Here is a 20,057-nt window from a genome sequence, read left to right on the forward strand (position 1 = left end):
CGGTCGCCGCCACGGCGTGGGGCGACACGCTGTGGTACCGCACCGGCCCCGATCACGTGCTGGTCGCCTCCGAGCCCGACGACGCGCCCGGGCAGTGGCACGAGGTACCCGACCGCTCCCTGCTGCTGGCCACCACGGCAGGGGTCCGGGTCGTCGCGCTGCGCCCCGCGCGCAACGACAGCAGAGACAGCGAGGACACGATCATGACCGAGAGCCGCTTCACCCTCGAGGACCGGCTGCCCGCCGGCTACTTCACCGAGTCCCTCCGCGCGGACGTGCTGGCCGGTCTCGGCAGCTCGCCGCGCACGCTGCCGCCCAAGTGGTTCTACGACAAACGCGGCAGCGACCTGTTCGAGCAGATCACCCGGCTGCCGGAGTACTACCCGACGCGCGCCGAGCAGGAGATCCTCGAGCGGCGGGCGCCGGAGATCGCCGAACTGACCGGTGCCGCCACCCTGGTCGAGCTGGGCTCGGGCTCGTCGCGCAAGACCCGGCTGCTGCTGGACGCCCTCACCGCGGCCGGCACGCTGCGGCGGTACGCGCCGCTCGACGTCAGCTCGACGGCGCTCGCCGAGGCGGGCGACGCCATCTGCCGGGACTACCCGCAGCTCGAAGTGACCGCCACGGTCGCCGACTTCGAGCAGGACCTGGCGCTCTCCGACGAGCCGGGTCCGCGGCTGCTGGCCTTCCTCGGCAGCACCATCGGCAACCTCGACCGCGCGCAGCGGCTCGCCTTCTACCGCACCCTGTCGCTCGCGCTCAGCAGCGACGACGTGCTGCTGCTGGGGGCGGACCTGGTCAAGGACCCGGACGTGCTGGTGCGCGCGTACGACGACACGGCCGGCGTGACCGCCGAGTTCGACAAGAACGTGCTGCACGTGCTCAACCGGGAGCTGGGGGCGGACTTCGACCCGGCCGGCTTCGACCACGTCGCCCTGTGGAACACCGAGGAGGAGCGGATCGAGATGCGGCTGCGCTCCCGGACGGCGCAGACCGTGAAGATCCCCGAGCTCGACCTGTCCCTGGACTTCGCCCAGGCGGAGGACCTGCGGACCGAGCTGTCCTGCAAGTTCCGCCGCGAGACGCTCACCGAGGAGCTGCACGACGGCGGCTTCACGGTCCGCCAGTGGTGGACGGACGCGGCCGGGCGGTTCGCGCTGCTCCTCGCCGTGCCCAACTAGCCCCGGACCCCGTCCGGTCGGCTCCGGTCGGCTCCCGTCGGCTCCGGCCGTCCACCGGTTCGCCGGTGGGCGGCCGGCCGCCGCCGGGCGCCCGTACGGTCCTCAGGCGCCCACGACGCCGTCGACGCCCTCGCGGAGGAAGTCGGCGTGGCCGTTGTGGCGGGCGTACTCCTGGAGCATGTGGAACATCACCAGGCGCAGGGAGACCTCCTCCTCCCAGCGCGGCTGGTAGCCGACGGCGTCCAGCGACGCGGCGGCCTCCTCGATGCGCCGGGACCGGGCGACCTCCGCCTCCCAGGCGGCGAACGCCTCCGCGCGGGTGGACGCGCTCGCGTCGTAGGCGGCCTGGAAGTCCGCGGGCTTGTCCGACCACACCATGGGCGCGTCGTGGTCCTCGAACACCCGGCGGAACCAGGCGCGTTCGACCTCGGCCATGTGCCGGACCAGGCCGAGGAGGGTCAGGGTGGACGGCGGTGACGAGTGCTGCCTGAGCTGCTCGTCGGTCAGGCCCTCGCACTTCATCGCCAGGGTGGCGCGGTGGTAGTCGAGGAAGGCCCGCAGCGTCTCCCGCTCGCCGCCGAAGGACGGCGGTCCCACACGTGTGTCGGTAGTCATCGCCGCAGCGTATCCGGCGGCCGGGGAACCAGCGGCCCGGCCCCGGAGTTGGCGGATCATGGATGAATTCGACGCGTTCGAGCGGGAGATCTGGGCGGGCCGGGCCGAGGCCTACGCCCGCACCTTCGGACTGCTGTGCGCCCGGACCGTGCCCGCGCTGCTGGACGCGGCCGGTCTGCCGGACGACGGTTCGGCGAAGGGGCTGCGGCTGCTGGACGCCGGGACCGGGCCGGGCACGGTCGCGGCGGCGGCCTGGGCGCGCGGCGCGGTGGTGACGGCGATCGACGCCGAGCCGTCGATGGTGGAACGGGCCGCCGAGGCGGTGCCCGAGGCCGACGTGCGCCTCGCGGTGCTCCCGGAACTGCCCTTCGAGGACCGCGCGTTCGACGTCGCGGTGGCCAACTTCGCGGTCAACCACGTGGCCCGGCCGCGGAAGGCGGTCGCCGAACTGCGCCGGGTGGTGCGTCCCGGCGGCCGGATCGCCGTGACCGTCTGGGCCTACCCGCCCGCGCCCGGGCAGGCGCTGCTGGGCCGGGCTGCGGCGGAGGCCGGGGCGTCCCGCCCGGACGACATCCCGCAGGGGCTCGCCGCCGACCAGGACTTCCCCCGCACCGCGGAGGGCCTGTCCGCCCTCCTCGCCGAAGCGGGTCTGACGGACGCCCTGTGCACGCCGCTGCACTGGGACCACGTGGTCGACCCCGAGGTCTGGTGGGCCGGGGCCACGGCGGGGATCGGGTCCATCGCGCAGACCGTGAGCCGCCAGACGCCGGAGACCGTCGCCCGGATACGCGGCGCCTACGACGAGCTCTGCGGCGGCTTCCGGCGCCCCGACGGACTGCTGGCGCTTCCGCACAGGGCACTGCTCGCCCAGGGCGGCGTGTGAGCCGTACGCTCCCGGCCATGGGGACACGACGGACGGCCGCCCTCGGTGGCGGGATCGTGCTGCTGGGGGCGGCCGCGGCCGCGGTGGTCTGGATGACGGGCGGCGGCAGCGGTCACGCGGGACACGTGGACACCGCGGCGATGCAGCGGGACATGGCGCGCCGGCTGCCGGCGGGCTGGATCGGGCGGGTCACCGCCGGCGACGGCGGCGGCTACGACGTGTGGCTGCGGCACTCCGGGGACGCCGCGGCCGCCATCCGGTCGATGCGGGAGAACGACGTGATGGACATCAACGAGCCCGCCATGCTGACCCTGCTGCCCGACGGCGCCACGCGGGACACGGACTTCGTCTTCCACCTGACCGACACCTCCGGCGACGGCGACCTGATACGCGCCGCGGCCGGCCCGCACCACCCCGGCCGCACGCCGGTGCTGCTGCTGGCGAGCAGGGAGTTCATGCAGGCCGAGATCTCCATGGACATGCCCGCGACCATGACGCCCTTCGTCGTCGGCGGCTAGCCGGACGCCCCCGGACACCACGGCGAACGCGGCTGCCCCGGGCCCTCCCTCAGCGGGAGGAGGCCCGGGGCAGCGGATGCCGGAGGCGGCGCGGCCGGCGCCGTCAGCGGACGAAGACCCCCGCCTTGTCGGCCAGGTCCAGGAAGTACTGCGGCGCGAGGCCCAGCACCACGGTGACGGCGACACCGACGGCGATGGCCGTGGACGTCAGCGGGCTGGGCACGGCGACCGAGGGGCCGTCCGCCTTGGGCTCGCTGAAGAACATCAGGACGATCACCCGGATGTAGAAGAACGCCGCGATCGCCGACGAGATCACACCGACGATGACCAGCGGCATCGCGCCGCCCTGCGCCGCGGCCTTGAAGACCGCGAACTTCCCCGCGAAGCCGGAGGTCAGCGGGATGCCCGCGAAGGCCAGCAGGAACACCGCGAACACCGCGGCCACCAGCGGGGAACGCCGCCCCAGGCCCGCCCACCGCGACAGGTGCGTGGCCTCGCCGCCGGCGTCGCGCACCAGCGTGACGACCGCGAACGCGCCCAGCGTCACGAAGGAGTAGGCCGCCAGGTAGAACAGGACGGACGAGACGCCCGACTTGTCGATGGCGATCACACCGGCGAGGATGAAGCCCGCGTGGGCGATCGAGGAGTACGCCAGCAGCCGTTTGACGTCGGTCTGGGTGACCGCGATCACCGCCCCGATGACCATCGTGACGATGGCCACGCCCCACATGACGGGACGCCAGTCCCAGCGCATGCCCGGCAGCACGACGTACAGCAGGCGCAGCAGCGCGCCGAACGCGGCGACCTTGGTGGCCGCGGCCATGAAGCCGGTGACCGGGGTCGGCGCGCCCTGGTAGACGTCGGGCGTCCACATGTGGAACGGCACCGCGCCGACCTTGAACAGCAGGCCGACCGTCACCATCGCCAGGCCGATCAGCAGCAGCGCGTCGTTCTGCGTCGAGGACGCCAGCGCCGGCGTGGTCTTGGCGGTGCCGTCGATCACCGACGCGATGCCGGAGTAGGAGACGGTGCCCGCGTAGCCGTAGAGCAGCGCGATGCCGAACAGCAGGAAGGCCGAGGAGAAGGCGCCGAGCAGGAAGTACTTGACCGCGGACTCCTGCGACATCAGGCGGTTGCGGCGGGCCAGCGCGCACAGGATGTACAGCGGCAGCGAGAAGACCTCGAGGGCCACGAAGAGCGTCAGCAGGTCGTTGGCGGCCGGGAAGATCAGCATGCCGCCGACGGCGAACATCAGCAGCGGGAAGACCTCGGTGGTGGTGAAGCCGGCCCGCACCGCGGCCCGTTCCTGGTCACCGCCGGGCACCGCCGAGCCCTGCGCGGCGAAGGAGTCGACGTGCCGGCCGTGCGCCTTGGGGTCCAGCCGCCGCTCGGCGAAGGTGAACACCGCCACCAGCGCGACCAGCAGGATGGTGCCCTGCAGGAACAGCGCCGGGCCGTCGACGGCGACCGCGCCCATGGCCGCGATGTGCGCCTTGGTGGTGCCGTAGCCCTTCTCCGCCAGGGCGACGATCGCCGCGAACGCCGCGGCCAGGCCGACGACGGCCAGCCCGACCTGCGCGGTGTACCGCGACTTGCGCGGGAGGAACGCCTCGACCAGCACGCCCAGGGCGGCCACACCGAAGACGATCAGCGTCGGGGACAGCTGGGCGTACTCGATGTGCGGTGTGGGGAACTTCTCCGTGGCGGGCGCGGCCGTCGTCCACAGGCTGTGGACGGACGGCGCGATAGCGGATGCGCTCACTTCTTCGCCTCCAGCGCGGGCTTGGGGTCGGTCTTGTGCACGTCGGAGAGCGTGTGCTGGACCGACGGGTTGACGATGTCCGCCACCGGCTTGGGGTAGACGCCGAGGAAGAGCAGCAGCGCGATCAGCGGTGTGACGACCACGAGTTCACGTGCCTTCAGGTCGGACATGCCCGCGACGCCGGCCTTCACCGGGCCGGTCATCGTGCGCTGGTAGAGCACCAGCACGTACAGCGCGGCCAGCACGATGCCCAGCGTGGCGATGATGCCCAGCGCCGGGTAGCGGCTGAAGGCGCCGACCAGCACCAGGAACTCGCTGACGAACGGCGCGAGTCCGGGCAGCGACAGTGTCGCCAGGCCGCCGATCAGGAAGGTGCCCGCCAGGACCGGCGCCACCTTCTGCACCCCGCCGAAGTCCGCGATGAGCCGCGAGCCGCGCCGGGAGATGAGGAATCCGGCGACCAGCATCAGCGCGGCCGTCGAGATCCCGTGGTTGACCATGTAGAGCGTCGCGCCGGACTGGCCCTGGCTGGTCATCGCGAAGATGCCCAGGATGATGAAGCCGAAGTGCGACACCGACGCGTACGCGATCAGCCGCTTGATGTCCCGCTGGCCGACCGCCAGCAGGGCGCCGTACAGGACGCTGATCACCGCGAGCACCATGATCACCGGCGTGGCCCACTTGGACGCCTCCGGGAAGAGCTGGAGGCAGAAGCGCAGCATCGCGAAGGTGCCGACCTTGTCGACGACCGCGGTGATCAGCACCGCCACCGGCGCGGTCGACTCGCCCATCGCGTTGGGCAGCCAGGTGTGCAGCGGCCACAGCGGGGCCTTCACCGCGAAGGCGAAGAAGAAGCCGAGGAACAGCCACCGCTCGGTGGAGGTGGCCAGGTCGAGCTTGCCCGAGGCCCGGGCGTTCAGGATGTCCTGCAGCGCGAAGGTGCCGGTGCCGAGCTGCTTGGCGGTGGCCGCGTACAGCCCGATCACCGCGGCGAGCATGATCAGACCGCCGGCCAGGTTGTACAGCAGGAACTTGACCGCCGCGTAGCTGCGCTGCCGCGACGCCTCCTCCTCACCGCCGGCGTGCGCGCGGTCGCCGAAGCCGCCGATGAGGAAGTACATCGGGATGAGCATGGCTTCGAAGAAGATGTAGAAGAGGAAGACGTCGGTGGCCTCGAAGGAGAGCACCACCATCGCCTCGACCGCCAGGATCAGCGCGAAGAACCCCTGGGTGGGCCGCCAGCGCCGGTTGGGGCCGGTGACGTCCTCCAGCGGGTCGGCGTCGTGCCAGCCGGCCAGCATCACGAACGGGATGAGCAGGGCGGTCAGCGCGACCATCACGGCGCCGATGCCGTCGACACCCAGGTCGTAGTGGAGCCCGAAGCTCTTCACCCAGGTGTGCGTCTCGGTGAACTGGTAGCGGGCGCCCTGCGGGTCGAACCGGAACAGCGTGATCAGCGACAGCACCAGCGTGCCGAGGGAGAACGCCAGCGCCGTGTACCGGGCGGCCGCCTTGCGTGCGGCGGGCACGGCAGCCGTGACGATCGCGCCCGCCGCCGGCAGCGCGGCGGTGACCGTCAGGATGGGAAAAGAAGAGTCTGCCATGGCTTTTTCAGACCGCCCTCATCAGAAGGGTCGCGGCGACGACCACCGCGGTACCGCCGAGCATCGACACGGCGTACGACCTGACGTAGCCGTTCTGCAGCTTGCGCAGCCGGCCGGAGAGGCCGCCGACCGAGGCCGCGGTGCCGTTGACGACGCCGTCCACCAGGGAGTGGTCGAGGTAGACCAGCGAGCGGGTGAGGTGCTCGCCGCCGCGGACCAGGACGACGTGGTTGAAGTCGTCCTGCAGCAGGTCCCGGCGGGCGGCCCGGGTGAGCAGGCTGCCGCGCGGCGCGACCGCCGGAACCGGCCGCCTGCCGTACATCAGCCAGGCGATGCCCACCCCCACCACCAGGAGGACCAGCGTGCCCGCGGTGACCGCGCCGGTGCTGACCGGCGAGTCGCCCTCCGAGTACCCGGTGACCGGCTCCAGCCAGTGCACGAACCGGGAGTTGAGGGAGAACAGGCCGCCGGCGAAGACCGAACCGAAGGCCAGGATGATCATCGGGATCGTCATGACCGACGGCGACTCGTGCGGGTGCGGCTCGTGGCCCTCGGCGTCCGGGACCCAGCGCTTCTCGCCGAAGAAGGTCATCAGCATCACGCGCGTCATGTAGAACGCGGTGATCGCGGCGCCCAGCATCGCGCAGCCGCCGAGGATCCAGCCCTCGGTGCCGCCCTTGGCGAAGGCCGCCTCGATGATCTTGTCCTTGGAGAAGAAGCCGGACAGGCCGGGGAAGCCGATGATCGCCAGGTAGCCGAGGCCGAAGGTGACGAAGGTGATCGGCATGAACTTCCGCAGGCCGCCGTAACGGCGCATGTCCACCTCGTCGTTCATGCCGTGCATGACCGAACCGGCGCCGAGGAAGAGCCCGGCCTTGAAGAAGCCGTGGGTGACCAGGTGCATGATCGCGAAGACGTAGCCGATCGGGCCGAGCCCGGCCGCCATGATCATGTAGCCGATCTGCGACATCGTGGAGCCGGCCAGCGCCTTCTTGATGTCGTCCTTGGCACAACCGACGATCGCACCGAAGAGCAGCGTGACCGCCCCGACGGTGACCACCGCGACCTGGGCGTCCGGGGCGGCGTTGAAGATCGCGCCGGACCGGGTGATGAGGTACACGCCCGCGGTCACCATGGTGGCGGCGTGAATGAGGGCCGACACCGGAGTGGGGCCCTCCATCGCGTCGCCGAGCCAGGACTGCAACGGCACCTGGGCCGACTTGCCGCACGCGGCGAGCAGCAGCATGAAGCCGATGCCGGTGATCGTGGCGTGCTGCGCGGAACCCGCCTTGGCGGCGGCGGGCAGCACGTCGGCGAAGGTGAACGAGCCGAAGGTGGTGAACATCAGCATGATCGCCACCGACAGGCCGATGTCGCCCACCCGGTTGACCAGGAACGCCTTCTTCGCCGCGGTGGCCGCGCTCGGCTTGTGCTGCCAGAACCCGATGAGCAGGTACGAGGCGAGGCCCACGCCCTCCCAGCCGGCGTACAGCAGGAAGTAGTTGTCGGCCAGCACCAGCAGCAGCATCGCCGCGAGGAACAGGTTGAGGAAGCCGAAGAACTTCCGCCGGTTCTCGTCGTGCTCCATGTAGCCGATCGAGTAGATGTGGATCAGCGAGCCCACACCGGTGATCAGCAGCACGAACGTCATCGACAACTGGTCGAGCTGGAAGCCGACCTGGGCCTGGAAGCTCTCCACCGGCACCCAGGTGAACAGGGTCGAGGTCAGCGTGCGGTGGTCCGCGCTCTTGCCCAGCATGTCGGCGAAGAGCACCACCGCGAAGGCGAAGGACACCAGCGCGAGCAGCGTGCCGAGCAGGTGACCGCTGCGGTCGAGCCGCCGCCCGCCGATCAGCAGGACGGCCGCGCCCAGCAGCGGTGCCGCGACGAGCAGTCCGATCAGGGTTTCCACTGTCGCAGCCCCTCTACAGCTTCATGAGATTGGCGTCGTCGACCGAGGCCGAGTGGCGCGAACGGAAGATCGACACGATGATCGCGAGTCCGACCACCACCTCGGCGGCGGCGACCACCATGGTGAAGAAGGCGATCACCTGCCCGTCGAGGTTGCCGTGCATCCGGGAGAAGGTGACGAACGCCAGGTTGCAGGCGTTCAGCATCAGTTCCACGCACATGAAGACCACGATCGCGTTGCGGCGGATCAGGACGCCTGCGGCGCCGATGGTGAACAACAGCGCCGCGAGATACAGGTAGTTGGCCGGATTCACTTGGCACCCTCCTCGGCCCGGTCGGACGCGGACGTCGCGATCTCCCCGGCGCCGGTGACGTCCTCGGCCTTCAGGCCCTTGCGCCCGAGCCACTCCGCCGCGCTCTGGTCCAGGGCGGCCAGCCGCCGCATCGCGTCGGTGGACACGTCACGGATCTGACCGCGGTCGCGCAGCGTGGAACTGACGGACAGGTCGGAGGTCGAACCGTCGGGCAGCAGCGCGGGGATGTCCACCGCGTTGTGCCGCGCGTAGGTGCCCGGCGGGGGCAGCGGCGTGACCTGCAGACCGTCCCTGACGCGCGCCTCGGACAGCTCGCGCTGGGTGCGGCGCTCCTCCGTGCGCTCGCGGTGCGTGAGCACCATGGCGCCGACGGCCGCCGTGATCAGCAGGGCGCCGGTGATCTCGAACGCCCACACGTAGTTGGTGAACACCAGCCGGGCCAGCCCCTGCACGTTGCCGCCGGAGTTGGCCTGACCGGCGCCCGCGAAGGTGTCCAGCGAGGCGTTGCCGATGCCGGCGATCAGCAGGATGCCGAACCCGATACCGCAGCCCGCGGCCATCCAGCGCTGGCCCTTGAGCGTCTCCTTGAGGGAGTCCGCCGCGGTGATGCCGACCAGCATGACGACGAAGAGGAAGAGCATCATGATCGCGCCGGTGTAGACGACGATCTGCACGATGCCCAGGAAGTACGCGCCCTGCGCCAGGTAGAAGACGGCGAGCACGATCATCGTCCCGGCCAGCGACAGCGCGCTGTGCACGGACTTCTTCATCAGCACGGTGCCCAGTGCGCCGAGCACCGCGATGGTGGCGAGCACCCAGAACTGGACGGCCTCGCCGGTGGAGGTCCGTGACGTCGTGGCGGCGAGCTGCACGGCCGGCGACGACGCCAGGGTGGACAGGGCGGTCATCATGCCTCGGCCCCCGTTCCGGCCGGCGTGCCGGCCCCGTCGACCGTCGGCACGTGCTTGCCGTCGCCGCCGCCCTCGGCGCCGCCGGCGTTCTCCGTGGCGCCCTCGACGTTCTCGTCCGGCTTCTCGCCCTTGGAGACCGCCACCTGGCGGACCGTGCCCGGCGCCGCCTCGGTGACCTCACCGCGGTAGTAGTCGCCCTCGTCCATGCCCGGGAAGATGGAGTGCGGTGAGTCCACCATGCCCTCCTCCAGGCCCGCGAGGAGCTGCTCCTTGGTGAAGATCAGCGACTCCCGTGAGGAGTCGGCGAGTTCGTACTCGTTGGTCATCGTCAGCGCCCGCGTCGGGCAGGCCTCGATGCACAGCCCGCACAGGATGCAGCGGGCGTAGTTGATCTGGTAGACGCGGCCGTAGCGCTCACCCGGGGAGTAGCGCTCCTCGTCGGTGTTGTCCGCGCCCTCCACGTAGATCGCGTCGGCCGGGCAGGCCCAGGCGCACAGTTCGCAGCCGACGCACTTCTCCAGTCCGTCCGGGTGCCGGTTGAGCTGGTGGCGACCGTGGAACCGCGGTGCGGTGGGCTTCTTGTACTCCGGGTACTGCTCGGTCAGACGCTTCTTGAACATGGCCTTGAAGGTCACGCCGAAGCCTGCGACCGGGCCGAGGAACTCAGGCATCGCCGTCCTCCGTCTTCTCCGTCTCCGCGGCATCGGAATCGGATGCGCCGTTCGCGCCCACCAGTTGGGCCTGCGACCGGCTGGGGCGCCGCGGCACCCTCTCCGCCTGCTGTCCCGGCATGGGCGGCACCGGGTAGCCGCCCGCCATCGGGTCGAACCGGTCCGGGGGCGCCAGCGCGCCGCCCTCGGCCGCGCGCTTCCCCTCGCGGTCCCGGAACACGTCCACGAGCAGCGAGAGCAGCAGCAGTGCCAGCACCCCGCCGCCGATGTAGAGCACGATCTTGGTGAAGTCGTAGTTCTCGTTGCGCATCGCGCGGACCGCGGCCACCAGCATCAGCCAGACCATCGAGACCGGGATGAGCACCTTCCAGCCGAGCTTCATCAGCTGGTCGTAGCGGACCCGGGGCAGCGCGCCGCGCAGCCAGATGAAGCCGAACATCAGCAGCTGGTTCTTGACGACGAACCAGAGCAGCGGCCACCAGCCGTGGTTGGCGCCCTCCCAGAAGGTGGAGATCGGCCAGGGCGCCCGCCAGCCGCCGAGGAACATGATCGTGGCGACCGCGGAGACCGTCACCATGTTCATGTACTCGGCGAGCATGAACAGGGCGAACTTGATCGAGCTGTACTCGGTGTTGAAGCCGCCGACCAGGTCGCCCTCGGACTCCGGCATGTCGAACGGAGCGCGGTTGGTCTCGCCGACCATCGTGGCGATGTACACCAGGAACGACACCGGCAGCAGGATCACGTACCAGCGGTCGTGCTGCGAGGCCACGATCGTCGAGGTCGACATCGAGCCGGAGTAGAGGAAGACCGCGGCGAACGACAGGCCCATCGCGATCTCGTAGGAGATCATCTGGGCCGACGCGCGCAGACCGCCGAGCAGCGGGTACGTCGAGCCGGACGACCAGCCGGCCAGCACGATGCCGTAGATGCCGACCGACGCGGTGGCCAGGATGTAGAGGATCCCGATCGGCAGGTCGGTGAGCTGCATCGCGGTGCGCTGGCCGAAGATCGAGATCTCGTCGTCGGCCGGGCCGAACGGGATCACCGCGAAGGCCATCGCGGCCGGGATGGTGGCGACGATCGGCGCGATGATGAAGACGACCTTGTCCGCCCGCTTGACGATCAGGTCTTCCTTGAACATCAGCTTCACGCCGTCGGCGAGCGACTGCAGCATGCCCCAGGGGCCGTGCCGGTTGGGGCCGATGCGCAGCTGCATCCAGGCCACGACCTTGCGCTCCCACACGATGGAGAACAGCACGGAGACCACCGCGAACGCGAAGCAGAAGACCGCCTTGATGACGATCAGCCACCACACGTCGTGGCCGAAGAACGAGAGGTTCTCCGTGGTGGCGGCGAGCTGGCTGCCGCCGGTGAACAGGGCGCTCATCGGGTAACCTCCGCGCTTTCCTCGGCGGCGGCAGGGGCGCCGATGCCGACGACCTGGCCCGGGAGGGCCCCGGTGTCCGACGCGACCCCGCCGCCGGCGGAGTTCAGCGGCAGCCAGACCACCCGGTCCGGCATCGGCGTGACCGCCAGCGGCAGCGTGGTGCTGCCGGCCGGGCCGGTCACGGTGAGCAGCCCGCCGTCCGCGACGCCGGCCTCGGCGGCCGCGGTCGCCGACAGCCGGGCGACGGCCGCGTGCCGGGTGGCGGCGAGCGCGTCGTCGCCCTCCTGCAGCAGGCCCCGGTCCAGCATCAGCCGGTGACCGGCGAGCACCGCCTGGCCCTGGTCGGGCCGCGGCAGCGGCACCGAGGACTCCAGCGGCGCACTGCCGCGCGCGCCCGACCAGGCGCCGAGGCGGTCGAGTTCGCTCCGCGCGTGCCGTACGTCCGGCAGGCCGAGCGCCACGTCCAGCGCGTCGGCGAGCATCGTCAGCACGCGCGCGTCGGGGAGCTGGTGCCGGGTGGTGGCCTGGTCGGGCTTGATCGCGGCCTCGAACATCCGCGCCCGGCCCTCCCAGTTGAGGAAGGTGCCGGCCTTCTCGGCGACCGCCGCGACCGGCAGCACCACGTCGGCCCGCTCGGTCACCTCGCTGGGCCGCAGTTCCAGGCTGACCAGGAAGCCCACCGTGTCCAGGGCGGTGCGGGCCAGCGCCGGGTCCGGCAGGTCCGCGACCTCGACACCGCCGACGACCAGCGCGGCCAGCTCCCCGGCCGCGGCGGCCTGGAGGATCTGGCCGGTGTCGCGGCCGAAGCGGGTGGGCAGCGCGGGCAGGCCCCACACCCGGGCGACCTCCTCGCGGGCCCGCGGGTCGATGACCGGACGGCCGCCGGGCAGCAGACCGGGCAGCGCGCCCGCCTCGACCGCGCCGCGCTCGCCCGCCCGGCGCGGGATCCACGCCAGGGTGGCGCCGCTGGCGGTGGCCAGCCGGATGACGGCGGTCAGCGCGCCGGGCACCGCGGCGAGCCGCTCCCCGACGAGGATGACCGAGCCCTGCGCCCGCAGCGCCTCGGCGGCCTGCCGCCCTACGTCGTCCAGGCCGACACCGCCGGCCAGCGCGTCCAGCCACTCCGGCTCGGTGCCGGGGGCGGCGGGAAGCAGGATGCCGCCGGCCTTCTCCAGGCCGCGGCTGGCGTGGGTCGCCAACGCGTAGGACTGCTGCTTGTGCGCGCGGTGGGCCTTGCGCAGCCGCAGGAAGACGATGGGCGCCTCTTCTTCGGCCTCCAGGCCGGCGAGCAGCACCGCCGGGGCCTGCTCCAGCGCCCGGTGGCTGAGTCCGCCGCCGCCCGGCAGGTCCACGCCGCGTCCCGCGACGGCGGCCGCCAGGAAGTCGGCCTCCTCCGCGGAGTGGGCCCGGGCCCGGAAGTCGACGTCGTTGGTGCCGAGCGCCACGCGGGCGAACTTGCCGTAGGCGTAGGCGTCCTCGACGGTGACCCGGCCGCCGGCCAGCACGGCCGCCCGGCCGTGCGCGGCGCTCAGGCCGGCCGCGGCCGCGGCGAGCGCCTCGGGCCAGCTCGCCGGGACCAGTTCACCGTCGGGGTCGCGGACCAGCGGCTGGCCGAGGCGCTCGGGGCGCTGCGCGTAGCGGAAGCCGAACCGGCCCTTGTCGCACAGCCACTCCTCGTTCACCTCGGGGTCGTCGGCGGCCAGCCGCCGCATGACCTTGCCGCGCCGGTGGTCGGTGCGGGTCGCGCAGCCGATCGCGCAGTGCTCGCACACCGAGGGCGACGAGACCAGGTCGAACGGGCGGGAGCGGAACCGGTAGGCGGCGGAGGTGAGCGCGCCGACCGGGCAGATCTGGATGGTGTTGCCGGAGAAGTACGATTCGAAGGGGTCGCCCTCGCCGATCCCGACCTGCTGCAGGGCGCCGCGCTCCAGCAGTTCGATCATGGGGTCGCCGGCGATCTGGTTGCTGAACCGGGTGCAGCGCGCGCACAGCACGCAGCGCTCGCGGTCCAGCAGCACCTGGGCGGAGATCGGCACCGGCTTCTGGTAGGTCCGCTTGCGGCCCTCGAAGCGGGTGTCCGGGTCGCCGACCTGCATCGCCTGGTTCTGCAGCGGGCACTCGCCGCCCTTGTCGCAGACCGGGCAGTCCAGCGGGTGGTTGATCAGCAGCAGCTCCATCACGCCGCGCTGCGCCTTCTCGGCCACCGGCGAGGTGAGCTGGGTGCTGATCACCATGCCGTCGGTGCAGGTGATGGTGCAGGAGGCGACGGGCTTGCGCTGGCCCTCGATCTCCACGATGCACTGGCGGCAGGCACCGGCCGGGTCGAGCAGGGGGTGGTCGCAGAACCGCGGGATCTCGATCCCGAGCAGCTCCGCGGCCCTGATGACCAGGGTGCCCTTGGGGACGGAGACCGCGATGCCGTCGATCGTGACGGAGATCAGGTCGTCGGGCGGCACCGCCTGCCCGCCCCCGGCGGGTGCGTTGGTAGTGACGGTCACGCGTTGACCTCCGTACGGGACTTGTCGGCCCAGGCGGTGGAGCGGGCCGGGTCGAACGGGCAGCCCTTGCCTGCGATGTGCTCCTCGTACTCCGCGCGGAAGTACTTCAGGGAGGAGAAGATCGGGGCGGCGGCGCCGTCGCCCAGCGCGCAGAAGGACTTGCCGTTGATGTTGTCGGCGATGTCGTTGAGCTTGTCGAGGTCCTCGGGCCGGCCCTTGCCGGCCTCGATGTCCCGCAGCAACTGCACGAGCCAGTAGGTCCCCTCACGGCACGGTGTGCACTTGCCGCAGGACTCGTGGGCGTAGAACTCGGTCCACCGGGTGACCGCCCGCACCACGCAGGTGGTCTCGTCGAAGCACTGCAGGGCCTTGGTGCCGAGCATCGACCCGGCGGCGCCGACGCCCTCGTAGTCCAGCGGCACGTCGAGGTGCTCGTCGGTGAACATCGGGGTCGACGAGCCACCCGGCGTCCAGAACTTCAGCCGGTGGCCGGGGCGCATGCCGCCGCCCATCTCCAGGAGCTGGCGCAGGGTGATGCCGAGCGGGCCCTCGTACTGGCCGGGCCGGGCCACGTGCCCGGACAGCGAGTAGAGCGTGAAGCCCGGGGACTTCTCGCTGCCCATCGACCGGAACCACTCCTTGCCCCGGTTGATGATGGCGGGAACCGACGCGATGGACTCGACGTTGTTCACCACAGTGGGGCAGGCGTAGAGCCCCTCGACGGCGGGGAAGGGCGGCCGGAGCCTCGGCTGGCCGCGCCGGCCCTCCAGGGAGTCCAGCAGCGCGGTCTCCTCACCGCAGATGTACGCGCCGGCCCCGGCGTGCACGGTGAGCTCCAGGTCGAAGCCGCTGCCCTTGATGTTCTTGCCGAGGTAGCCGGCCGCGTACGCCTCGCGCACCGCCTCGTGCAGGCGGCGCAGGACGGGCACGGTCTCACCGCGGAGGTAGATGAAGGCATGGTGCGAGCGGATGGCCCAGCACGCGATCACGATGCCCTCGATGAGGGAGTGCGGGTTGGCGAAGAGCAGCGGGATGTCCTTGCAGGTCCCCGGCTCCGACTCGTCCGCGTTGACCACCAGGTAGTGCGGTTTGCCGTCGCCCTGCGGGATGAACTGCCACTTCATGCCGGTCGGGAAGCCGGCGCCGCCGCGGCCGCGCAGCCCGGAGTCCTTGACGTAGGCGATCACGTCGTCGGGCGCCATGGCCAGGGCCTTGGTCAGCGCCTGGTAGCCCTCGTGCCTGCGGTAGGTGTCCAGCGTCCATGAACGCGGGTCGTCCCAGAACGCGGAAAGGACGGGCGCGAGCAGCTTCTCGGCCGGTTCCACGGTCATCACTCGCCGTCCTCCTCGGTGACCGGTCCCGCCGGGTTGTCCGGGTCGGAGACCGCGGACTGCTGCGGGGCGTCGTGCGAACTCGCGTGCTCGGCGGGCGAGACCGGGCCGTAGCCGGCGCCCTCGCCGGCCGGCGACTCCGCGCGCTGCGGGACGACGCGGGCCCCGGCGGCTTCGCCGCGGTGCAGTTTCAGGCCGGCCAGCGAGGCCGGTCCGGCGCCGCCGCTCGCCTCGACGGCGCCCTCGCGCTCGTCGGGGAAGCCGGCCAGGATCCGGGCGGTCTCCTTGTAGCCGCAGAGCGGGGCGCCGCGGGTCGGGCGCACCTCGCGGCCGGCGATCAGGTCGTCGACCAGCGCCTTCGCGGACTCCGGGGTCTGGTTGTCGAAGAACTCCCAGTTGACCATCACCACGGGCGCGTAGTCGCAGGCCGCGTTGCACTCGATGTGCTCCAGCGTGACCTTGCCGTCGGCGGTGGTCTCGTCGTTGCCGACCCCGAGGTGCTGCTTGAGCTCGTCGAAGATGGCGTCCCCGCCCATCACCGCGCACAGCGTGTTGGTGCACACCCCGACCTGGTAGTCGCCGCTCGGCTTGCGGCGGTACATGGTGTAGAAGGTGGCGACCGCGGTGACCTCGGCGGTGGTGAGGTCCAGCATCTCTGCGCAGAAGCGGATGCCGGTCCGGGTGACGTACCCCTCCTCGGACTGCACCAGGTGCAGCAGCGGCAGCAGGGCGCTGCGCGATCCGGGGTAGCGGGCGATCACCTCGCGGGCGTCGGTCTCCAACCGGGCCCGGACGTCGGCCGGGTAGTCCGGTGCGGGCATCTCCGGGATTCCCAGGGACACTTCGGCACTCATCGGTCGACACCTCCCATCACGGGGTCGATGGACGCCACCGCGACGATGACGTCGGCGACCTGGCCGCCCTCGCACATCGCCGCCATGGACTGCAGATTGCTGAAGGAGGGGTCGCGGAAGTGGACCCGGTAGGGGCGGGTGCTGCCGTCGCTGACGACGTGCACGCCCAGCTCGCCCTTCGCGGACTCCACCGCGGCGTACGCCTGGCCGGGCGGGACCCGGAAGCCTTCGGTGACGAGCTTGAAGTGGTGGATCAGGGCCTCCATGGAGGTGCCCATGATCTTCTTGATGTGGTCGAGCGAGTTGCCCATGCCGTCGGGGCCGAGGGCGAGCTGGGCGGGCCAGGCGATCTTCTTGTCCTCGACCATGACCGGGCCGGGCTCCAGCCGGTCCAGGCACTGCTCGACGATCCGCAGGCTCTGTTCCATCTCGTGCAGCCGGACCAGGAAGCGACCGTAGGAGTCGCAGGTGTCGGCGGTCGGCACCTCGAACTCGTAGGTCTCGTAGCCGCAGTACGGGTCGGTCTTGCGCAGGTCGTGCGGCAGCCCGGTGGCCCGCAGGATCGGGCCGGTGGCGCCGAGCGCCATGCAGCCGGACAGGTCCAGGTAGCCGACGTCCTGCATGCGGCCCTTGAAGATGGGGTTGCCGGTGGCGAGCTTGTCGTACTCCGGCAGGTTCTTGCGGAACTTCTTGATGAACTCCCGGACCTGGTCGACCGCGCCGGGCGGCAGGTCCTGGGCGAGGCCGCCGGGGCGGACGTACGCGTGGTTCATCCGCAGGCCGGTGACGAGCTCGAAGATGTCGAGGATCATCTCCCGGTCGCGGAAGCCGTAGATCATGATCGTGGTGGCGCCGAGCTCCATGCCGCCGGTGGCGATGCAGACCAGGTGCGAGGAGATCCGGTTGAGCTCCATGAGCATCACGCGGATGACGCTCGCCCGGTCCGGCACCGTGTCGGTGATGCCGAGCAGCCGCTCCACGGCCAGGCAGTACGCGGTCTCGTTGAACAGCGGCGTGAGGTAGTCCATGCGCGTCACGAACGTGGACCCCTGGGTCCACGTGCGGAACTCCATGTTCTTCTCGATGCCGGTGTGCAGGTAGCCGATGCCCGCGCGGGCCTCGGTGACCGTCTCGCCGTCGATCTCCAGGATCAGCCGCAGCACGCCGTGGGTGGACGGGTGCTGCGGACCCATGTTGACGATGATCCGCTCGTCGTCCGCCTTGCCGACGGTCTCGGCGAGTTCGTCCCAGTCGCCGCCGGTGACGGTGAAGACCCGGCCCTCGGTGGTCTCCCGCTCGGCCGCCTGCGCGGGGGCGTGGGGGGTGCCGGGTGTGCTGTGGGTGGACATCAGCTGTACGACCTCCGCTGGTCGGGAGCCGGAATCTGGGCGCCCTTGTACTCGACGGGGATCCCGCCGAGCGGGTAGTCCTTGCGCTGCGGGTGGCCGGGCCAGTCGTCCGGCATCATGATCCGCGTCAGCGCCGGGTGGCCGTCGAAGACGATGCCGAAGAAGTCGTACGTCTCGCGCTCGTGCCAGTCGTTCGTCGGGTACACCGAGACCAGGGACGGCACGTGCGGGTCGGCGTCGGGGGCGCTCGTCTCCAGCCTGATCAGCCGGCCGTGGGTCACCGAGCGCAGGTGGTAGACGGCGTGCAGCTCCCGGCCCTTGTCGGACGGGTAGTGCACCCCGCTGACGCCGGTGCACAGCTCGAAGCGCAGCGCCGGGTCGTCGCGCAGGGTCCTGGCGACCTGGAGCAGGTGCTCGCGGGCGATGTGGAAGGTGATCTCGCCGCGGTCGACGACGACCTTCTCGATCGCGTTGCCCGCGACCAGTCCCTGCTCCTCGAGCGCGCCCTCGAGCTCGTCGGCGATCTCGTCGAAGACGCCGCCGTAGGGCCGGCTGGACGGGCCGGGCAGCCGTACGGTGCGGACCAGGCCGCCGTACCCGGAGGTGTCGCCGCCGTTGTTGGCACCGAACATGCCGTGGCGGACGCCGACGACCTCGCCGGTGTCGTCGCGCTGCGTCGGCAGGTGGTTGCCGTTCGGGGTCCCGGGTGCGTCGCTCATCGCAGCAGCCCCTTCATCTCGATCGTGGGGAGCGCCTTGCGGGCCGCTTCCTCCGCCTCGCGGGCGGCCGCTTCGCGGTTGACGCCGAGGGGGGCGTGCTGGATCTTCTCGTGCAGCTTGAGGATCGCGTCCAGCAGCATCTCGGGCCGCGGCGGGCAGCCGGGCAGATAGATGTCGACCGGCACGATGTGGTCGACGCCCTGCACGATGGCGTAGTTGTTGAACATCCCGCCGCTGGAGGCGCAGACGCCCATCGAGATGACCCACTTGGGGTTCGGCATCTGGTCGTAGACCTGCCGCAGCACCGGCGCCATCTTCTGGCTCACCCGGCCCGCGACGATCATCAGGTCGGCCTGCCGCGGCGAGCCGCGGAAGACCTCCATGCCGAACCGGGCCATGTCGTACCGCCCCGCGCCGGTCGTCATCATCTCGATGGCGCAGCAGGCGAGACCGAACGTGGCCGGGAAGACCGACGCCTTTCGGACCCACCCCGCCGCGGTCTCGACCGTCGTGAGCAGGAATCCGCTCGGCAGTTTCTCTTCGATACCCATGGGTTGGCTCCTGGTCTCCTCGGTCTCCTGATCTCCTCGTCAGCCGTCCGCTAGTCCCACTCCAGGCCGCCGCGGCGCCACACGTACGCGTAGGCGACGAAGACGGTGAGGACGAACAGGAGCATCTCGACGAGCCCGAACATCCCCAGCCGGTCGAAGGTGACGGCCCAGGGATAGAGAAAGACGATCTCGATGTCGAAGACGATGAAGAGCATCGCCGTCAGGTAGTACTTGATCGGGAACCGGCCGCCGCCGGCCGGCGTCGGAGTGGGCTCGATGCCGCACTCGTACGCTTCCAACTTGGCCCGGTTGTACCGCTTGGGCCCGACGATCGAAGCCGTCACCACGGAGAAGATCGCGAACCCGGCCGCGAGGCCTCCCAGCACGAGGATGGGCGCGTAGGCGTTCACCGTCCCCCGCTCCTTCCAGTCGACAGTGACTGATATGCACGGACCGTGACTTCCGGTCTGTGCTGCGTCACGAAAACACGAAGATCGCGTCTATGTGAGGCAGTTCACAAGCCCAAGTCGCCTGCATCCTATGCCTCCCGGTCTGTGATCTGCGACACGGGGGTAGAGACGAGCTTTGTGATCTCCACCACCTGGCGAACGATCATGAAGTCGGATGAGCGGTGATCATGTGGCAGATGCGGCCCAAACGATCACTTCGCGTCACAATCGAGGCCGTTCCTGCTGGTCAGCCTACTCCGCGCATTATCAAGTGATCATCGTTCGAGGCAAATTCGCTCTGGACCGGACCCCGTGATAGCGCCACGTCCGACCCTCGGCGGACCACCGAACGACCGGAAACCGACGGGAATCACGCGCGTGAAAGCGTGCACGAGCGCATACGTAACCGGAGGGCTGAAAACGGACCAAAGCAACGCGCAACGAAGATCCCGAATCGGGCAATTGAGCCGTGAGCACGTCAACTGTGGCGCATCCCACCTTTGTTGAACGGAACCATTCGTTCCTGATAGCCAGAGACGCATGTCC

18 protein-coding genes are annotated in these 20,057 nt (G+C 70.7%); 3 read left to right on the forward strand and 15 right to left on the reverse strand.

Translation table 11 applies throughout. The annotated features are described in order from the left end of the window. The first annotated feature begins 203 nt into the window (after positions 1-203). A complete protein-coding gene (gene egtD, locus K7862_RS37465; RefSeq protein ID WP_262412967.1) occupies positions 204-1,181 on the forward strand; it encodes an L-histidine N(alpha)-methyltransferase in 978 nt (325 codons plus the stop codon). Positions 1,182-1,283: 102 nt separating this feature from the next. Here egtD and K7862_RS10895 read toward each other — a convergent pair whose 3' ends face one another. After that, positions 1,284-1,796: a DinB family protein gene (locus K7862_RS10895; RefSeq protein WP_222962274.1), complete on the reverse strand. Its 513-nt coding sequence runs from the start codon at positions 1,794-1,796 to the stop codon at positions 1,284-1,286. A gap of 58 nt (positions 1,797-1,854) precedes the next feature. Here K7862_RS10895 and K7862_RS10900 point away from each other — a divergent pair, with 58 nt between their 5' ends. Both K7862_RS10900 and K7862_RS10905 read left to right on the forward strand, forming a co-directional pair. Further along, positions 1,855-2,679, forward strand: coding sequence for a class I SAM-dependent methyltransferase (locus tag K7862_RS10900; RefSeq protein ID WP_222962275.1), 825 nt, complete (start codon positions 1,855-1,857; stop codon positions 2,677-2,679). Between the two features lie 17 nt (positions 2,680-2,696). Further along, positions 2,697-3,197, forward strand: a complete 501-nt coding sequence (locus tag K7862_RS10905; protein WP_222962276.1) for a hypothetical protein — start codon at positions 2,697-2,699, stop codon at positions 3,195-3,197. 103 nt (positions 3,198-3,300) lie between these two features. Here the strand turns inward: K7862_RS10905 and nuoN are convergent, their stop codons facing one another. Genes nuoN through K7862_RS10975 form a run of 14 tightly spaced genes read right to left on the reverse strand, consistent with a single transcriptional unit; the run spans position 3,301 to position 19,472 of the window. Further along, positions 3,301-4,959: an NADH-quinone oxidoreductase subunit NuoN gene (gene nuoN / locus K7862_RS10910; protein WP_222962277.1), complete on the reverse strand. Its 1,659-nt coding sequence runs from the start codon at positions 4,957-4,959 to the stop codon at positions 3,301-3,303. Next, positions 4,956-6,563 carry an NADH-quinone oxidoreductase subunit M gene (locus K7862_RS10915; protein ID WP_222962278.1) on the reverse strand — a complete coding sequence of 536 codons (1,608 nt, stop codon included), beginning with the start codon at positions 6,561-6,563 and terminating at the stop codon, positions 4,956-4,958. Before K7862_RS10915 ends, nuoN begins: the two co-directional genes overlap by 4 nt. A 7-nt stretch (positions 6,564-6,570) precedes the next feature. Beyond that, positions 6,571-8,475, reverse strand: coding sequence for an NADH-quinone oxidoreductase subunit L (gene nuoL, locus K7862_RS10920; protein WP_222962279.1), 1,905 nt, complete (start codon positions 8,473-8,475; stop codon positions 6,571-6,573). A 13-nt stretch (positions 8,476-8,488) separates the two neighbouring features. After that, on the reverse strand, positions 8,489-8,788 hold the full coding sequence (gene nuoK, locus K7862_RS10925; RefSeq protein ID WP_069461686.1) for an NADH-quinone oxidoreductase subunit NuoK: 300 nt from the start codon (positions 8,786-8,788) through the stop codon (positions 8,489-8,491). Further along, on the reverse strand, positions 8,785-9,696 hold the full coding sequence (locus tag K7862_RS10930; protein ID WP_222962358.1) for an NADH-quinone oxidoreductase subunit J: 912 nt from the start codon (positions 9,694-9,696) through the stop codon (positions 8,785-8,787). The genes nuoK and K7862_RS10930 overlap by 4 nt, the downstream gene beginning before the upstream one ends. Continuing rightward, a complete protein-coding gene (gene nuoI, locus K7862_RS38445) occupies positions 9,696-10,370 on the reverse strand; it encodes an NADH-quinone oxidoreductase subunit NuoI (RefSeq protein ID WP_372461552.1) in 675 nt (224 codons plus the stop codon). Before nuoI ends, K7862_RS10930 begins: the two co-directional genes overlap by 1 nt. Continuing rightward, on the reverse strand, positions 10,363-11,760 hold the full coding sequence (gene nuoH / locus K7862_RS10940) for an NADH-quinone oxidoreductase subunit NuoH (RefSeq protein ID WP_222962280.1): 1,398 nt from the start codon (positions 11,758-11,760) through the stop codon (positions 10,363-10,365). Before nuoH ends, nuoI begins: the two co-directional genes overlap by 8 nt. Beyond that, positions 11,757-14,258, reverse strand: a complete 2,502-nt coding sequence (locus K7862_RS10945; protein ID WP_222962281.1) for an NADH-quinone oxidoreductase subunit G — start codon at positions 14,256-14,258, stop codon at positions 11,757-11,759. Before K7862_RS10945 ends, nuoH begins: the two co-directional genes overlap by 4 nt. After that, positions 14,255-15,589 carry an NADH-quinone oxidoreductase subunit NuoF gene (gene nuoF / locus K7862_RS10950; protein WP_222962282.1) on the reverse strand — a complete coding sequence of 445 codons (1,335 nt, stop codon included), beginning with the start codon at positions 15,587-15,589 and terminating at the stop codon, positions 14,255-14,257. Before nuoF ends, K7862_RS10945 begins: the two co-directional genes overlap by 4 nt. After that, a complete protein-coding gene (nuoE, locus tag K7862_RS10955) occupies positions 15,589-16,443 on the reverse strand; it encodes an NADH-quinone oxidoreductase subunit NuoE (RefSeq protein ID WP_222962283.1) in 855 nt (284 codons plus the stop codon). Before nuoE ends, nuoF begins: the two co-directional genes overlap by 1 nt. Further along, positions 16,440-17,792 (reverse strand): NADH-quinone oxidoreductase subunit D, encoded by a 1,353-nt coding sequence (locus K7862_RS10960; RefSeq protein ID WP_222962284.1) that lies wholly within the window; start codon positions 17,790-17,792, stop codon positions 16,440-16,442. Before K7862_RS10960 ends, nuoE begins: the two co-directional genes overlap by 4 nt. Further along, positions 17,792-18,511 carry an NADH-quinone oxidoreductase subunit C gene (locus K7862_RS10965; protein ID WP_222962285.1) on the reverse strand — a complete coding sequence of 240 codons (720 nt, stop codon included), beginning with the start codon at positions 18,509-18,511 and terminating at the stop codon, positions 17,792-17,794. The genes K7862_RS10960 and K7862_RS10965 overlap by 1 nt, the downstream gene beginning before the upstream one ends. After that, on the reverse strand, positions 18,508-19,062 hold the full coding sequence (locus K7862_RS10970) for a NuoB/complex I 20 kDa subunit family protein (RefSeq protein ID WP_222962286.1): 555 nt from the start codon (positions 19,060-19,062) through the stop codon (positions 18,508-18,510). Before K7862_RS10970 ends, K7862_RS10965 begins: the two co-directional genes overlap by 4 nt. A gap of 50 nt (positions 19,063-19,112) precedes the next feature. Beyond that, positions 19,113-19,472, reverse strand: coding sequence for an NADH-quinone oxidoreductase subunit A (locus K7862_RS10975; protein WP_222962287.1), 360 nt, complete (start codon positions 19,470-19,472; stop codon positions 19,113-19,115). Positions 19,473-20,057 lie beyond the last annotated feature (585 nt).

The sequence above is a fragment of the Actinacidiphila acidipaludis genome (assembly GCF_019890725.1).
In the GTDB taxonomy this organism is placed as follows: Bacteria; Actinomycetota; Actinomycetes; order Streptomycetales; family Streptomycetaceae; genus Actinacidiphila; species Actinacidiphila acidipaludis.

What these genes read in the sequence shown, in the direction of transcription:
- egtD (WP_262412967.1), top strand. Translation starts at nt 204, where the DNA reads ATGACCGAGAGCCGCTTCACCCTCGAGGACCGGCTGCCCGCCGGCTAC.
- K7862_RS10895 (WP_222962274.1), bottom strand. Translation starts at nt 1,796, where the DNA reads ATGACTACCGACACACGTGTGGGACCGCCGTCCTTCGGCGGCGAGCGG.
- K7862_RS10900 (WP_222962275.1), top strand. Translation starts at nt 1,855, where the DNA reads ATGGATGAATTCGACGCGTTCGAGCGGGAGATCTGGGCGGGCCGGGCC.
- K7862_RS10905 (WP_222962276.1), top strand. Translation starts at nt 2,697, where the DNA reads ATGGGGACACGACGGACGGCCGCCCTCGGTGGCGGGATCGTGCTGCTG.
- K7862_RS10915 (WP_222962278.1), bottom strand. Translation starts at nt 6,563, where the DNA reads ATGGCAGACTCTTCTTTTCCCATCCTGACGGTCACCGCCGCGCTGCCG.
- K7862_RS10930 (WP_222962358.1), bottom strand. Translation starts at nt 9,696, where the DNA reads ATGACCGCCCTGTCCACCCTGGCGTCGTCGCCGGCCGTGCAGCTCGCC.
- nuoI (WP_372461552.1), bottom strand. Translation starts at nt 10,370, where the DNA reads ATGCCTGAGTTCCTCGGCCCGGTCGCAGGCTTCGGCGTGACCTTCAAG.
- nuoH (WP_222962280.1), bottom strand. Translation starts at nt 11,760, where the DNA reads ATGAGCGCCCTGTTCACCGGCGGCAGCCAGCTCGCCGCCACCACGGAG.
- nuoF (WP_222962282.1), bottom strand. Translation starts at nt 15,589, where the DNA reads ATGACCGTGGAACCGGCCGAGAAGCTGCTCGCGCCCGTCCTTTCCGCG.
- nuoE (WP_222962283.1), bottom strand. Translation starts at nt 16,443, where the DNA reads ATGAGTGCCGAAGTGTCCCTGGGAATCCCGGAGATGCCCGCACCGGAC.
- K7862_RS10960 (WP_222962284.1), bottom strand. Translation starts at nt 17,792, where the DNA reads ATGTCCACCCACAGCACACCCGGCACCCCCCACGCCCCCGCGCAGGCG.
- K7862_RS10965 (WP_222962285.1), bottom strand. Translation starts at nt 18,511, where the DNA reads ATGAGCGACGCACCCGGGACCCCGAACGGCAACCACCTGCCGACGCAG.
- K7862_RS10970 (WP_222962286.1), bottom strand. Translation starts at nt 19,062, where the DNA reads ATGGGTATCGAAGAGAAACTGCCGAGCGGATTCCTGCTCACGACGGTC.